This is a genomic window from Oxynema aestuarii AP17, assembly GCF_012295525.1.
In the GTDB taxonomy this organism is placed as follows: domain Bacteria; phylum Cyanobacteriota; class Cyanobacteriia; order Cyanobacteriales; family Laspinemataceae; genus Oxynema; species Oxynema aestuarii.
The window spans coordinates 3,970,816-3,985,335 of sequence record NZ_CP051167.1 but is presented as its reverse complement, the minus strand read 5'-3'; the positions used below and the strand labels follow the sequence as shown (position 1 = coordinate 3,985,335).

The 14,520-nt window shown below is 49.3% G+C and carries 14 protein-coding genes; 8 read left to right on the top strand and 6 right to left on the bottom strand.

Annotated elements, in window-relative coordinates; genetic code table 11:
• The first annotated feature begins 311 nt into the window (after positions 1 to 311).
• From HCG48_RS16175 to cobT, 3 genes are all read left to right on the top strand, one after another.
• Positions 312 to 845 (top strand): universal stress protein, encoded by a 534-nt coding sequence (locus tag HCG48_RS16175; protein WP_168570075.1) that lies wholly within the window; start codon positions 312 to 314, stop codon positions 843 to 845.
• Positions 846 to 1,097: 252 nt separating this feature from the next.
• Positions 1,098 to 1,877 (top strand): DUF2232 domain-containing protein, encoded by a 780-nt coding sequence (locus HCG48_RS16170; RefSeq protein WP_168570074.1) that lies wholly within the window; start codon positions 1,098 to 1,100, stop codon positions 1,875 to 1,877.
• Positions 1,864 to 3,024, top strand: a complete 1,161-nt coding sequence (cobT, locus tag HCG48_RS16165; RefSeq protein WP_168570073.1) for a nicotinate mononucleotide-dependent phosphoribosyltransferase CobT — start codon at positions 1,864 to 1,866, stop codon at positions 3,022 to 3,024. Before HCG48_RS16170 ends, cobT begins: the two co-directional genes overlap by 14 nt.
• 169 nt (positions 3,025 to 3,193) lie before the next feature.
• Here cobT and HCG48_RS16160 read toward each other — a convergent pair whose 3' ends face one another.
• Entirely contained in the window at positions 3,194 to 3,547 is a 354-nt protein-coding gene (locus HCG48_RS16160; protein ID WP_246259588.1) for a hypothetical protein, read from the bottom strand.
• A gap of 237 nt (positions 3,548 to 3,784) precedes the next feature.
• Between HCG48_RS16160 and HCG48_RS16155 the strand changes: the two genes are divergently transcribed.
• The 3 genes from HCG48_RS16155 to HCG48_RS16145 all read left to right on the top strand — a co-directional run bounded on the left by HCG48_RS16155 (position 3,785) and on the right by HCG48_RS16145 (position 5,857).
• Entirely contained in the window at positions 3,785 to 4,030 is a 246-nt protein-coding gene (locus HCG48_RS16155) for a hypothetical protein (protein WP_168570071.1), read from the top strand.
• Positions 4,006 to 4,545: a phycobiliprotein lyase gene (locus tag HCG48_RS16150; protein WP_168570070.1), complete on the top strand. Its 540-nt coding sequence runs from the start codon at positions 4,006 to 4,008 to the stop codon at positions 4,543 to 4,545. Before HCG48_RS16155 ends, HCG48_RS16150 begins: the two co-directional genes overlap by 25 nt.
• A gap of 124 nt (positions 4,546 to 4,669) precedes the next feature.
• Complete coding sequence (locus tag HCG48_RS16145; protein ID WP_168570069.1) at positions 4,670 to 5,857, top strand: extracellular solute-binding protein; 1,188 nt, start codon at positions 4,670 to 4,672, stop codon at positions 5,855 to 5,857.
• A 3-nt stretch (positions 5,858 to 5,860) separates the two neighbouring features.
• Here the strand turns inward: HCG48_RS16145 and HCG48_RS16140 are convergent, their stop codons facing one another.
• From HCG48_RS16140 to HCG48_RS16130, 3 genes are all read right to left on the bottom strand, one after another.
• Positions 5,861 to 6,544, bottom strand: coding sequence for a hypothetical protein (locus HCG48_RS16140; RefSeq protein ID WP_168570068.1), 684 nt, complete (start codon positions 6,542 to 6,544; stop codon positions 5,861 to 5,863).
• A gap of 167 nt (positions 6,545 to 6,711) precedes the next feature.
• A complete protein-coding gene (locus tag HCG48_RS16135) occupies positions 6,712 to 7,854 on the bottom strand; it encodes an aldo/keto reductase (RefSeq protein ID WP_168570067.1) in 1,143 nt (380 codons plus the stop codon).
• 258 nt (positions 7,855 to 8,112) lie between these two features.
• Positions 8,113 to 8,619: a bifunctional nuclease family protein gene (locus HCG48_RS16130; protein WP_168571923.1), complete on the bottom strand. Its 507-nt coding sequence runs from the start codon at positions 8,617 to 8,619 to the stop codon at positions 8,113 to 8,115.
• Positions 8,620 to 8,987: 368 nt separating this feature from the next.
• Between HCG48_RS16130 and HCG48_RS16125 the strand changes: the two genes are divergently transcribed.
• Together HCG48_RS16125 and HCG48_RS16120 are read left to right on the top strand one after the other, a co-directional pair.
• Positions 8,988 to 9,740, top strand: a complete 753-nt coding sequence (locus HCG48_RS16125; RefSeq protein ID WP_168570066.1) for a riboflavin synthase — start codon at positions 8,988 to 8,990, stop codon at positions 9,738 to 9,740.
• 182 nt (positions 9,741 to 9,922) lie between these two features.
• Entirely contained in the window at positions 9,923 to 11,683 is a 1,761-nt protein-coding gene (locus tag HCG48_RS16120; protein WP_168570065.1) for a serine protease, read from the top strand.
• 1 nt (position 11,684) lies between these two features.
• Here the strand turns inward: HCG48_RS16120 and tnpB are convergent, their stop codons facing one another.
• On the bottom strand, positions 11,685 to 12,881 hold the full coding sequence (gene tnpB / locus HCG48_RS16115; RefSeq protein WP_168570064.1) for an IS200/IS605 family element RNA-guided endonuclease TnpB: 1,197 nt from the start codon (positions 12,879 to 12,881) through the stop codon (positions 11,685 to 11,687).
• A 264-nt stretch (positions 12,882 to 13,145) separates the two neighbouring features.
• The gene (hemL, locus tag HCG48_RS16110; RefSeq protein WP_168570063.1) at positions 13,146 to 14,444 is read right to left on the bottom strand and encodes a glutamate-1-semialdehyde 2,1-aminomutase; all 1,299 of its coding nucleotides are present in this window, start codon (positions 14,442 to 14,444) and stop codon (positions 13,146 to 13,148) included.
• Between the last annotated feature and the right edge of the window lie 76 nt (positions 14,445 to 14,520).

The window sequence follows — 14,520 nt, the reverse complement described above, 5'->3', positions numbered from 1 at the left end:
ATCGGACCGAGCGGCGATCGCCTTTCAATCTCTCTGTAATCTGCGTCAAAGTGGCTCGCAGCTTCGATCTCTCGAAGTTCGGGAGGCGACGAATCGTCTCAATTTCGAGAACTATTAACAAATTTTTCAAGATCCCAGGTCGGCGACCCGAACACGGCATGAAGTAGTTAAATTTCGGCAGGTCGTCGCCCGTTTTGGTTTTAAAAAGGCAAAACGGGTTATTCCCTCTTTCGATCGCTGGCGCCACCTCTCGATCGCCCGTTTGAAGATCGTCGGACTCATCTCAATCCTTGCTTCAAGGAGATCAGGTCATGACTTTTCAAAGAATTCTGGTGGCTTTAGATGATTCTAAGTTATCCCACATCGTTTTTCAAAACGCTTTAGATCTGGCTCAAACCAACCAGGCGACCTTAATGTTATTTCAATGTCTGACTGCGGAAATTGTGGGCGAACCGATGGTCCCGATTCCTCTAGAAGTCGGACTTTATCCGGAGTTGGCAGAACGGGCTTATCAAGCTCAAAATGCCCGGGTACAGCAGTATACGCAACAAGTCATTCAAAAATTCAACCAATACTGTCAGATTGCAGGCGATCGCGCGATCGCGGCTGAGTTCGATTATAAAATGGGCGATCCGGGTCAGTGGATTTGCAAAACGGCTGAAAATTGGCAAGCGGATCTCGTTGTCGTCGGTCGTCGCGGTCGAAGCGGTTTGGCGGAGGTCTTACTCGGTAGCGTCAGTAACCACGTGGTGCATCACGCCCCTTGTGCGGTTCTGGTGATTCAAACCGGACATTCGGGTTCCCCAGTCCCGACCGAAACTAAGGAGGAGGTGCAGGCGATCTAACCTTCTCGATCTTGAGGTGCGATCTCCCCTCACTGGCAACCCCTTGAGAAAGAGTTGAGAAAAATTAGGATGCGGGCGATTGCCTCCGTGGATGTTTCGGTTTGAATCCGATCCTTGTAGAGTGGGCGATCGCTCGTTTTCCTAATCGCTCTCAACTTAGATCCCAACTGCTAAAATCTAAAATCTAAAATCCAAAATCTAAAATCTAAAATCTAAAATCTAAAATGGTACGAGTGCGCCCAAAATATTTTCATGATTGATTCTTCCCCAGAAGAGAATAAACCCTCTTCCGATCGCCATTCAGATCCGCTCGATCCGGCTGAAGACTTCGACATCGACTTCGAGTCGCCGAGTTCCCCTCCCGTCCCTCCTACCCCGCGATCTCGTGCCGTAAGCGGTCGGGCGATCGCCAAAAATCCGGCCTTAATTCTCGTCGAAACCGCCTTTTTAGCCAGTACCGCCAGTCTAATTTGGCTCATTAATTATTATTTCCCCCTCGGTCCGGTTTTGCGGATCTTTTTTCCCGTCCCCATCGCCCTGGTGTATTTGCGCTGGGGCAATCGAGCCGCTTGGATGGGCGCCCTCGTCTCCGGCTTGCTCTTATCCGTCCTCATGGGGCCGACGCGCAGCATTTTATTCGTCATTCCCTTTGGGGTTTTAGGGGTTCTGCTCGGCTGTTTGTGGCGGCGCCGCGCCACTTGGACGATCTCGATCGCCCTGGGAACCCTCCTCGGTTCCGTGGGCTTCTTTTTCCGGATTTGGTTACTCGGGATTCTCGTCGGCGAGGACTTGTGGATCTACTTGACCACTCAAATTACCGAGTTAGCAGACTGGATCTTATTAAAATTCGGCTTACTCGTCCAACCGAGTTTATATTTCATCCAAAGCTTAGCGGTCGGTATGGTGATTTTGAACAACCTAATCTACTTACTGGCGGTCCATTTAGCCGCTTATTTACTCCTCGAACGGTTGGGCAATCCCATTCCCGAACCGCCACAATGGATCCAAATTTTATTAGATGAAGAGAATTAAAACTGCGTCGGATGCTCCCTGGGAGCGCCCACTCGATCTTTCGACTTCAGCGACCATCGGCATCTACACCGAACACGAAACCGCTCGGGTCTGGTTGGAACGCTATCGCGGCGTTCGGCCCGTCTTGGCGTGTATTTTGGGATTTACGGAAACCGCTTTAATTCCGGGGATTTCGGCGGCAGGAGCCACCCCGGACGATCGCCGCTACACCGCGATCGCCGATGCGGAATTTCTCTACCACGGACCGCAAGCCTCTCCCCAATATCCGTTACCGCCGTTAGATGCGGGGGCTTCTCCGGTGTTGATTTCCCGGGCGGCGATCGCCGGGTTGGGGATTCCCTTAGAAATTTTCGATGCGGGGTTAGCCCAAAAAGCCTCGGTCCCTACGGTGGATTTAGGGGGAAGACCCGCCCGTTGTCTGAGTACGGGAGCAGCTCTGGATTTAGTGACGGTAAAACACTTGTTCGATCGCGGGTTGGAATGGGGCGATCGCCTCGTGAGTCGCCACGGTTACGCGATCGTTGCGGAATGTGTGGTCGGCGGAACCACGACGGCCCTAGGGATTCTGTCAGGTTTGGGGTTGGCGGCAGCCGGAAAGGTCAACAGCAGCCATCCTCAATGCAATCACGCCCAAAAGTTAGCCCTGGTAGAGCGGGGGTTACAACATCTGCACGGGATCGACGATCTCGATCCGATGCAATTGCTGGCGGCAGTGGGGGATCCGATGCAGGGGGTCGCCGCAGGAATGGCGATCGCCGCCAGCCGTCGGGGAGGGGTGTTGTTAGCCGGGGGAACGCAAATGCTGGCGGTTTATGCCCTCGCTCGGGCGATCGCCCGTCGCTACGCCCTCGATTGGCGTCCCGAGCAAGTGGTCGTCGGTACGACTCGTTGGGTGGCGGAAGATCCGAGCGGGGACACGGTGGGACTCGCCGAGGTGGTGGGGGAGGTGCCGTTATTGGCGTCTCAGCTCAGTTTTGCCCGCTCCCGTCACCCCCAACTGCGCGCTTACGAACGCGGTTATGTCAAGGAAGGGGTGGGGGCCGGAGGCTGCGCGATCGCCGCCCATTTGTACGGCGATTGGACTCAAAATCAGCTTTTGGCGGCAATTGAAGCCCTCGGCGATCGCGATCGACATTTGCGTACTTGAGGGCGATGCAGACCCCTTCACGAAGACAACCCGCGATCGGGAGGTCAACGACGTTAGACCCCCGATCGCGGGTTGTCCGCTCTGTTTTCTCATTGAAAATATCGAACGATTGTGAAGGCTTGGATCTTGTGGCATTGACCATTATTGAGATAATCGTAGCGATTTCTACTTAATGGATTCTTTGAGCCAAAAGTTGTTCTTCTAGAGCCGCAATTCGGTTATAAGCTGCCGTTAATTGAGCCGTGAGGCGTTGAATTTGAATTTCTTGGCTTAACTGAGTTTCGCTGTTTTGAAAGCAACTCTCTCGATAGTCGCTTTCTATCAAAATATCTTTGTGTTCTAAAGACGAGCGATTGCTCGGGCCTAGCCGCTCGCATTCGACGTCAATTTCTCGTCGGGCCTCCTTCAAAAGGTCGCTCCGGTGGGAAATCGGACTTTTTTGCTCTAGTAGGTCGGCCAGTTTGACGCTCAGTTGCTCGATCGCCTCGGAGAGAACATCGACTTTACGTGTTAAACCACTCACTTGTTTTTGTAGTGAATCCATACAAGGTTCCCATTACCCTAACCGCTTTCTTTTAGATCTTAGGCAAGGAATCCACGAGATCGGCATTATTTTTAGATTATTTAATTTTTAAGAAATCTTGTCTACAAAAATAGTGAAATTTATCTTCGATCGCGGCTGGGTTTTCGCCTGAGCGAGTGAAATTCACCCAGAATCAACTTATCGGCTAGAAAATCGACAAATCACCCTTGCTTAGAGGTGTTCTCGTCTTTATTTGACTTGCGATCGTCTGGAAACCAGGGGATTTCCGTGGGAAAAGTATTTTTACTCAAAGCGCAAAGACGATCGCCCCCGCCGTCCGGTTCGTCTTCGGTCGCCGTCAAAATATTAAGTTATATTAAAAACGGTAACCGTAACAACATCAGTCCCCAAGCCGTCGTTGCTACCCTATCGTTGCCCGTTGAAGTTGAGAATTTACCATGCCATCGAAAACTTCTAGGTTAGAAAGCACTCAAGAACAGGCGATCGCCGATTTTTTCCGCCGATCCGAGGGAAAATGGTATTCCGAGCGACGTTATTACACCTTACCGGACGGCCCGATCGCGGAAATGGTCAGCGATATATCCGTTCGCTTTCTCGAACCCGGTAGCGAAGAATTGGTCAAACTCGCCGAACTCCATCAATTGAGCGATCCTCATGCTTTAATTTGCGGGACTTTCGTGCGCTGGGAAAGTAGCAATTCCGTCTCCAACCGCAAACAATCGCGCGGGTCGAGCATCTTTGGCGCCGCCGGGAATACCCTCTACCGCGATCGCGCCTTCGTAACCCCCAAACCGATTACCGCTCGATTTTACTTGCCCAATCCGCAAACCTTGTGTCTGAGAACCGAGTATAATGGCTCCGTCTTCGAGGAAGAACTCAAACTGATCGGCGATCGCTACCGAACCCGACAAACCATTATTTCCCGGGCGGGCGAACAACAGACCATCGGCCAATATTTGGAAAAACGGGTCGGTTAAAATTACGAAGAGGCTGGGTCAATAGCTGTGTTCCCCCTCTGTGAGCGATCTCTCTCCCGTTCCGGCGGCTGTTGCCCAGCATTGTAACTTCCTCCCAGACCCCAAACCCAATCGAGCGATCGAGGTGAATCGACGATCTTTTCTTCTGGCTGCGACCAGTCTCCTACTCCATCAACTACTCGTCGCTTGTGGCGGTCAAACCCAAGCGACCCTCAAAGTGCGGTTGCTCAAATCTTCAATTCCCGCGCAACTGCTCGATGCTTTTGAAAAACAAACATCCCGCGACCTCAACCTAGACTTTAGCGCGATCGCCCAACTTGAAGAAATCTATTCTCAATTGCGTCAGTGGCACCAACCTGTCCCCCCTAACCGCAAAAAAGGCTTAAATCTGCCCTTTTTCGGCGATCGCTCGCCAAAAACCAACATCCCCGACCTCGTCACCTTGGGGGACTATTGGTTGAGTCAAGCCATTCGAGAAGGCTTGATTCGACCCCTCGACGCCAGTGACCTGCAAGGATGGTCCGCACTCCCGCCGCAATGGCAACAACTTGTCAAACGCAACGATCGCGGCGAACTCGATCCCAACGGATCCATTTGGGCCGTTCCCTACCGTTGGGGAACCACCGCGATCGCCTATCGGGCCGATAAATTTAAAACCCTCGGTTGGACCCCCACGGACTGGTCCGACCTGTGGAATCCCCAATTACGCGATCGCCTCTCCCTCCTCGACCAACCCCGAGAAATTATCGGTCTCACCCTTAAAAAACTCGGCCATTCCTACAATACCCAATCATTAAAGACCGTCGCCTCCCTTCGCGACGAACTGCAAACCCTTCACGCTGCCGTCAAATTCTACAGTTCCGACACCTACCTGCAACCCCTCATTCTCGGAGATACCTGGATTGCCGTCGGTTGGTCTACCGATATCGTGCCTCTGACGAAACGCAACCGCCAAATTAAAGCCATTATCCCCGCTTCCGGAACCGCTTTGTGGGCGGATTTGTGGGTACGACCCGCCGATTCTGCCCCGGTCGAAGCCTCCAATGCCCTCGCTTTACCCCCTCAAGTCAAACAATGGCTTGAGTTTTGTTGGCAACCCGAAATTGCCCGTAAACTTTCGATCCTCAGCGATGCCGCTTCCCCTCGCTTGAGCACACCCGAAATGTTTGACCCGGTGTTGTTAGAAAATGGCGATCGCACCGTCCAACTTCCCTCTCCCGAACTGTTCCAAAAAAGTGAATTTTTAACCCCTCTCCCTTCTCAATCCCTCCAGGAATATTTAAACCTCTGGCAGGAGATCCGCAGGAGTTAATGATTAATTCTTTAGAGATTTAACCTGGTTTTGCAACCCAGAAGAATCCATCCATAAGTTACAAACAATCGGTTCCACAGTAAAATCGCACGTGTAAGCCGCTAACAATCTTTTTTGACGGTTAAACACTCGTGTATTGTAACCGTAATCTTTCGCCGACTGACCGAAATGATTGACAAATTGATATCGTTCTAGATAGTCTCTCAAACTCCAAATCTGTCGGTTAACCACCAAATCCACCCGTCCTCCCCCTCCGTTTTCCCCCGGATAAGCCAACCAATTTTCAAGTAATTTCCCGCCAAATTGTTCTCTCGCCCACCATAAACTCGGAATCGTCAGTCCACTTTGAGAAATATTACTACTCGTAATCGGGATAATAGAAGAATCCGAAGCCTTTCCCGATTCTAAAGCACTCAAATCTAAGGGAGGAAAAATCGGTGGCCTATTCGCATTAGTCGGCAAATTTCCCGGATAAAAATCTCCAGAAAATTCCGGTAAAATATGCGGTTCTTTTGGGCGATCGTGTTCCAAGGTTTGCGATCGCGCCACCCGCATTCCGCTACTCAAAATCAAACCACTGGCGATCGACAATAAAAACACAATAAAAACCCGAGAATTTGACCGATCGAGCAAGCGAATATTGTGTAATTTAAGTTTTGAAAGAGTCATGCTCTTGGCTAAATTCATCTTCAAAAATAACCCGAGATCCCCTTAAATCTCAAAATTAAGCAATTTTTTACCCAGTCGAGGTTTACTTTGATTTTAGCAAATTGAGCATTATTCCAGGTTTCAAAAATAATGAAAAAGATCGAGGGTAGGGAAACAGCACTGCCGTTTCCTTACAGGCGATCGATCTATTCCCACAGTCGCCGACCGCTTTTTCCCTTCAATCGGTCGTGAGTATCTCGCAGTAACGTCGGGATATCGAGTTCCTCCGGACATCGTGGCAAACATTCACCGCAATCCGTACATCGATTTCCCTTCATTCCCGGAAACCAATGACCCGCATTTTCAAACATACGATAACGATATTGACCGTAGTCAACCATCTGATAAGCAACCGCTAAATTTCGCAGTCGCAAAACTTCGGGAATATGAATATTTTCCGGACAGGGCAAACATTCATAACACTGACTGCATTGAGTCGGTCCCAACACCGAACGGGCGTGATTTTTCAGTTCGGCCAAAACTTCTCGTTCTTCAGCCGTTAGGGACTCAACACGATCGCCAAAATTCAGGGGCCAGTCCAATTCTTCCGGTTTGGCAGCTCCTATACTTAAAGTTGTAATTCTCGGATCGCTCAAGAGAAATCGATAGTTTAACTCTAAAGGAGAAAAGGGATCGGTTAACGCTTTAAGTTCGGAAGGAGGCGTATAAAGTCGCCCCCCTTTATCCGCCGGAGAGATAATAAAAATCCCTAAATCTCGTTCGTAGGCACGGGCGATCGCGGCTGCATGACGTTGAAAAAAATAATAATAATGCAAGCTGACAAATTCAAATAAATCTGTATCAATGAGTTTAAGAATCAACTCTAAAGATCCGTGGGTCGAAAAGCCTAAATGTCGAATTCTGCCATCCTGAATGGCATTTTGCGCCACTTCAATACAACCGTTACTAACAACAGTGTTAAATTGTTCTTCGGTATTGAGTCCGTGCAGTGCGAGACCGTCGAGATAATCCACTTGGAGCCGTTCTAAGGATTCATCGATCGCGCGATCGAATTCGGATGCATTCAAAGAATTCGGCAGTTTACTCGTAATATAAATATTTTCACGGGAGATTCCGCGATCGCCAGTTCCCAATAACTCAGTTAAAGCCGTACCGAGATAAACTTCGCTTTTGCCATAACCTCTAGCCGTTTCTAAATGATTCACTCCCTTTTCTAAGGCATAACGAATCGTGGCCGTCGCTGTTTCTTGGGAATCGAGATATCGCATCGTTCCCAACGAGAAAACAGACAAATACAAATTAGTTTGACCAAAACGACGATACTGCATCAGTCTCCGTTAACTTACAACAATTTGAGTTAAAATTGAGTTCAAATCAAATTTGCCTATTGCATAGCAAACGGTTGACAGTTGTAGTGTTTTTCTACCGAGTCATACATCTAATTGAAACTAATTGAGAAAGGCTATATATAGCCAAACCTCCATACGGACACGGCATTGCCGTGTCCCTACAACCCAAAATCGACCGTTTTCTCGATCGCTCCCGCAATTGATTTGTTCGTTCTGCCCTAATCTAAACCTTGCAATCTACTGATTTTCACCACTACTCGACGATCCCCGTTCCGAGAAATCTTCCGGTCTGAGATTGGCAATAAAATCTCGAAAAGCCTGTCGTTCCGCTTCGTCCGCATCTCTGTCCACCGGAATCGACGCATCCGCGACGACTTCTTCCATTACCCAAATTGGACTATTCGTTCGTAATGCCAAAGAAATCGCATCACTTGGGCGAGCATCAATATCCTTTTTCTCCTCGCCACGACGAAGTTTAAGAACTGCATAAAAAGTATTGTCTTGTAATGAGTGAATGATCACTCGATCTAACTCCAATCCCCATTCTTCTAGAATATTTACCATCAAATCGTGGGTGAGCGGCCTGGGTGGAGTATGATTTTCTAGAGCGCTTATAATTGACTTGGCTTGGTCTTGTCCAATATAAATAGGTAACGCTCGTCGATCTGCCGCATCTCTGAGCAACACAATTGGACTGCGCGTTGCTGCATCCAATGCAATTCCAGCCACTTTCATCTCAATCATCGGCTCAGCCTCATTATCAACAGGGTAGGCAAAAAGAAAAAGAAAATCTAGGTGGGCATAAACCAATTGGAGGATCTTCAGAGGATCTCAACCCAATAGGGGCGCCAACCTGTCTCCCATCAAGAGCATCACATCCGACTAAGAAAAAATTTAATATATACAAAAACATAACTCACCTGTCTCTAATTAACCTAGCGGCCAATCACCTCTGTGTAATTCTAGTATGCCTCCATCTTTACTCGGTTTTACCCTAATTCAACATAAAATATGGTAAAAAAAATTGACTCTCCGTCAATGTCAATTGCTAGCAACTTTCCCCGATCCTCTCTCCTATCAGTAAAAATCTTAGCAAATTTTCGCAAAATACTGTGTTCACCGGATTAATCCAGACATTAGGAACCATTCAGCTCGTAGGAACTGAAAAAGTCAAAATCTCCTATTCTAATCTCGTATCTGACGCTACCCTAACCGATCTCGAAATCGGAGATAGCATAGCCGTCGATGGCGCCTGTCTGACCGTTGTCGAAATTTTAGCCCACGGGTTTATCGCGATCGTTTCCCCTGAAACCCTCAGCCGCACGACTCTCGGGCTGCTCTCCGACATCCCGGCGAATCTCGAAAGCGCTCTGAGAGTCGGTAGCAAACTCGGAGGTCATTTTGTCAGTGGCCATATCGACGGCGTCGGATGCCTCCAAAAAGCTGTCAAAACCGCCAGTTCTTGGGAAATGACCTTCACCCTACCGAGTGGTTCCGAACAAAACTGGAATGCCCAGATTGCTCCCTATATCGTCCCCAAAGGAAGTATCGCCGTCAACGGCGTCAGTCTGACTGTTGCCGAATGCGATCGCCATGCTCGATGGTTTACCGTCGCCGTCATCCCGCATACATTCTATAACACAAATCTCCAATATCTGAAGATTGGCAGTTATGTCAATCTCGAAGCCGACTTACTCGGAAAATACGTCGCTAAGTTAGTAATTGACGGAGATCGTTTTTCTCTCATCAATAATCTCACGTGTAACAATCTGAAGGACGAACAACCGGGAATCGCAACAGAAATCACACCAGAAATCACACCAGAAATCACACCAGAATTTTTATCGGAAAACGGGTATCTGTAATACTCTTTAACTCCGAACAAGTCTTAAACCAACCATCTCTATAGGGTTTCTTAGATTGAGTTTAGCGAACTCATCAAAAATCTGTCAGTCTTAGGAGCGAACGACTAGCGCCCCTAATCGGACAATCCCCTTTGTTGAAAATGCCTCTATACTAGAATCAAGTTTGGTGGAGGTCTACGGATATGCTCACTCGCACACTGATAGTATCGGTGTTGACCTTGTCTCTACTCCTGATTCCTCAAGGAGTGGTCGCACAGTCAGTTGATGAATTGTTCGAGCGAGGAAATACAGCCCAGAGTGAGAGAAGATATGAAGAGGCCGAACGGACCTGGCGCCGCATTTTAGAGATCGATCCCAATAATGCTGATGCTTACATCGGTCTCGGAATTGCCCTGAGAAACCAAGGAAAACTAGAGGAAGCCATCTCTGCCTACGGAAGGGCGATCGAACTCAATCCCCAGTATGCTGATGCTTACGTCGGTCTCGGACTTGCCCTGTATAACCAAGGAAAACTAGAGGAAGCCATCTCTGCCTACGGAAGGGCGATCGAACTCAATCCCCAGTATGCTGATGCTTACATCGGTCTCGGAATTGCCCTGAAAGACCAAGGAAAACTAGAGGAAGCCATCTCTGCCTACGGAAGGGCGATCGAACTCAATCCCCAGGATGCTATAGCTTACATCGGTCTCGGAATTGCCCTGAGAAACCAAGGAAAACTAGAGGAAGCCATCTCTGCCTACGGAAGGGCGATCGAACTCAATCCCCAGTCTGCTATAGCTTACAACAATCTCGGAAATGCCCTGAGAAACCAAGGAAAACTAGAGGAAGCCATCTCTGCCTACGGAAGGGCGATCGAACTCAATCCCCAGTCTGCTATAGCTTACAACAATCTCGGAAATGCCCTGAAAGACCAAGGAAAACTAGAGGAAGCCATCTCTGCCTACGGAAGGGCGATCGAACTCAATCCCCAGTATGCTGATGCTTACAACAATCTCGGAATTGCCCTACAACAACAAGGAAAACTAGAGGAAGCCATCTCTGCCTACCGCACCGCCCTCAGACTCCCTGACAACACAAGGGCTACACCCAGCACCACCCACACCCTTGCCCATAATGCACTCGGCTACGCCCTACAACAACAAGGAAAACTCGAAGAAGCCATCAGCCAATACCAAGCCGCCATTCAAATTGACCCAGAATTTCCCCAAGCCCGAACCAACCTAGCAGAAGCCCAACGTCTCCTCGCCCTACGCAGCAATCCTCTTCCTCCCCAACGCACAGAACGTCTCCCCAGCCTAGACGAAAACCCCCGCTTACCCCAACAACGGGCTGTTGTCCTCATCATCACCGCAACTCCCACCGGAGCCAAATATGGAACAGGATGGGTCATTCAACGGGACGGAGACACGACCCTCATCGCCACCAATCGTCATGTCGTCTCCGATGACAACCAACGCCCCAGTGACTCCATTCAAATCGAACTCTACAGCCAAAACCCCCCCGAACAACGATTGCGCTTTGACGCCCAAATTCGTCATATCACCTCTCCCACCGACCTTCTCGACCTAGCCATCTTAGAAGTCCGCAACCTCCCCGAAGACATCCAACCCTTACCCCTAGCCCGTTCGCCAGTCCCCATGGATGCCGACGTTCGGATCGTCGGTCATCCCTCAACCGGGACTCCCTGGACATGGCAACGGGGCTATATTGCCAACATCACCCCCAACTCAGACCAACAAAACTTGCTCATTGGCGGCACCAATCTCGCCGTCGGCAACTCCGGCAGTCCCCTAATTTATGATGACAAAGTTGTCGGTCTAGTCGTCCGCATCAGCAACCAACAAGCCGCCGCCAGCTCAGAAACCGAAGGGGACACCATTGACGGCTTTAGCTTTGCCTATCCTTTACAGGTTCTCGAGCAACAAGTGAACTACCGCTATTGAATCAAAGATTACAATAGCGGCTTCCCTCTTCACTGGGGACTGCGCTAGATAGAACTGAAGTTCTACCACCTCGTCTTACATCCCCTCCAAGGGCAGTAGAGCGAGTTCCTAACTCTAATATCCGTAAGCCTTCATTTTTGAGATTAATGGCGGCATTGATATCCCTGTCATGACGAGTTTGGCAATGTTCGCAAGTCCAACTTCTTACATCAAGAGACAAGCTTTTGATTTGATTGAGACATGCATGGCAAGTTTTAGAAGAAGGAAAAAATCGATCGACTTCTAGATACACTTTTCCTTCTGATTCAGCCTTGTACTTTAACATCGTACAAAACATCCCCCAACCGACATCACTAATCGCTTTGGCGAGTTGGTGATTGCGAACCATGCCTTTGACGTTGAGATTCTCGACCACAATCACTTGGTTTTCGTTCACTATCTTACGGGATAGCTTGTGGAGAAAATCTTCACGACAGCGACTTATTTTGGCGTGAATCTTAGCAACTTTTACCCGCGATTTATTGCGGTTGTTGCTACCTTTCCTTTTTCGAGCGTGTTTTTGCTGTTTTCTTTTTAGGTTTCGCGCGTGTTTATCAAAATGCTTGGGATTATTATATTTCGACCCCTCACTGGTAATTGCAAAATCGGTCAGCCCTAAATCAATGCCAATTGCTTTTCCTTCAGTTGAGGGAAAGGGAGGTTCTTCTCTACCCTCCACCAAAACTGAAACATAATATTTACCATCTGGATTTTTGGAGAGGGTTACAGTTTTGATTTTTCCCTCAAAACTTCGATGCTGACGACAACGCACTAACCCAACTTTAGGCAGTTTGATGTAATTTCCCTCAAACTTAACATTTTGAGGATAACTGATAGATTGCCTTCCCTGCTTGGATTTAAATCGGGGTAATTTTGCCCGTTTCTCAAAGAAGTTTCGATAAGCGGTTGATAAGTTCAACGCCACGACTTGCAAGCATTGGGAATAGACATCTTCTTTAAGCCAAGGGTATTCCTTTTTGAGGGCAGGTAATAATCCCTGAAGATAACCCCTTGATAAACCTTTTCCGGTCGCTCGATAAGTCTCTTGGCACAAATTTAACGCATAGTTCCAATACCAACGACAGCAACCAAAGCTCTTGGCTAAAGTCGCTTGTTGCTTGTGGGTTGGATAGATGCGGTATTTGTACGCCTTGAACATTATCGCCAATATAGCCAGATGATAAGATTATCACTGATTTGCCGAAGAGTCGCTTTCATCCCACGATTCACCTTCGGTAGAATCGGGGAATTCCCGCTCCCATTGTTAAAGTTAGTGCTACTTGACTTTTGTAATGATTGCATTCAATGATTGCATTCAAGGTGGGGCGGGCAAGATGCCCGCCACCATCGCGGGTTGATATCTGTTACGAGATATTTGTTGGCGATTGCCAGTATCTCGCAATAGATCGAACTCAATTCCAGTTTACAAACTCGCCATTACTTCGCGAGCCGCATCCAGAGTCCGCTTGATGTCCTCTTCCGTATGCGCCAACGAGGTAAAGCCCGCTTCAAACTGAGACGGAGCCAAATAAACACCGCGTTCTAACATTCCGCGATGCCAACGGCTGAACTTGTTGGTATCGCACTTTTTCGCATCTTCGTAGCTGTGCACCGGACCGGGGGTGAAGAACAGACCGAACATGGCGCTGATTTGACCGCCGCAAACTTCGTGTCCGGTTTCTTTGGCAATATCGAGTAACCCGTCTACTAACATTTTGGTGATTTTGTCGAGATACTCGTAAGACCCGGGCTTGTTGAGCAGTTCCAAGGTTTTAATCCCGGCGGTCATCGCCAAGGGGTTACCGGAAAGAGTTCCCGCTTGGTACATCGGACCGGAGGGGGCGACCATTTCCATGATGTCCCGGCGTCCGCCGTAGGCGCCGACGGGCAAGCCGCCGCCAATGACTTTCCCCAAGGTGGTTAAATCGGGAGTGACGCCGAATTTTTCTTGGGCGCCGCCGTAGGAAATCCGAAATCCGGTCATCACTTCGTCGAAGACGAGTAGGGCGCCGTTGTCTTTGGTAATTTCGCGCAAGCCTTCGAGGAAGCCCGCATCGGGGGGAATAAAGCCTGCATTGCCGACGACGGGTTCGAGGATGACTCCGGCAATTTGGTCGGGATTGTCGGCAAACAGGGCTTTGACGGCTTCGAGGTCGTTGTAGGGGGCGGCGAGGGTGTTGCTGGTGACGGATTTGGGAACTCCGGGGGAGTCGGGCAGACCGAGGGTGGCGACGCCGGACCCGGCTTGGACGAGGAACATGTCGCCGTGACCGTGGTAGCAGCCTTGGAATTTAATGACTTTGTCGCGTCCGGTGAAGGCGCGCATGAGGCGCAATACTGCCATACAGGCTTCGGTTCCGGAGTTGACGAAGCGGACCATTTCGATGCTGGGGACGGCATCGATGACCATTTCGGCGAGAACGTTTTCGTGATAGCACGGGGCGCCGAAGCTGGTGCCTTTGTCGAGGGTTTCTTTGAGGGCGGCGATGACTTCGGGATGGCTGTGACCGCAGATGGCGGGTCCCCAGGTGCCGACGTAATCGATGTATTGGTTGTCATCGACATCCCAGACGTAGGCGCCTTGGACTCTATCGAAGACGATAGGTTGTCCGCCGACGGATTTAAAGGCGCGAACGGGAGAGCTGACGCCCCCTGGCATTAGTTTTTGGGCGGCGGCAAAGATTTCTTCAGATTTGGTGGTTTTGAAAGTGCTGGTCACCAAATTTCTCTCCTTTGTTGTATGGCAATGGTTGTACGGTGAGGTGTTAGATGGGGACTGGTCGTTGATTTCAGACAAC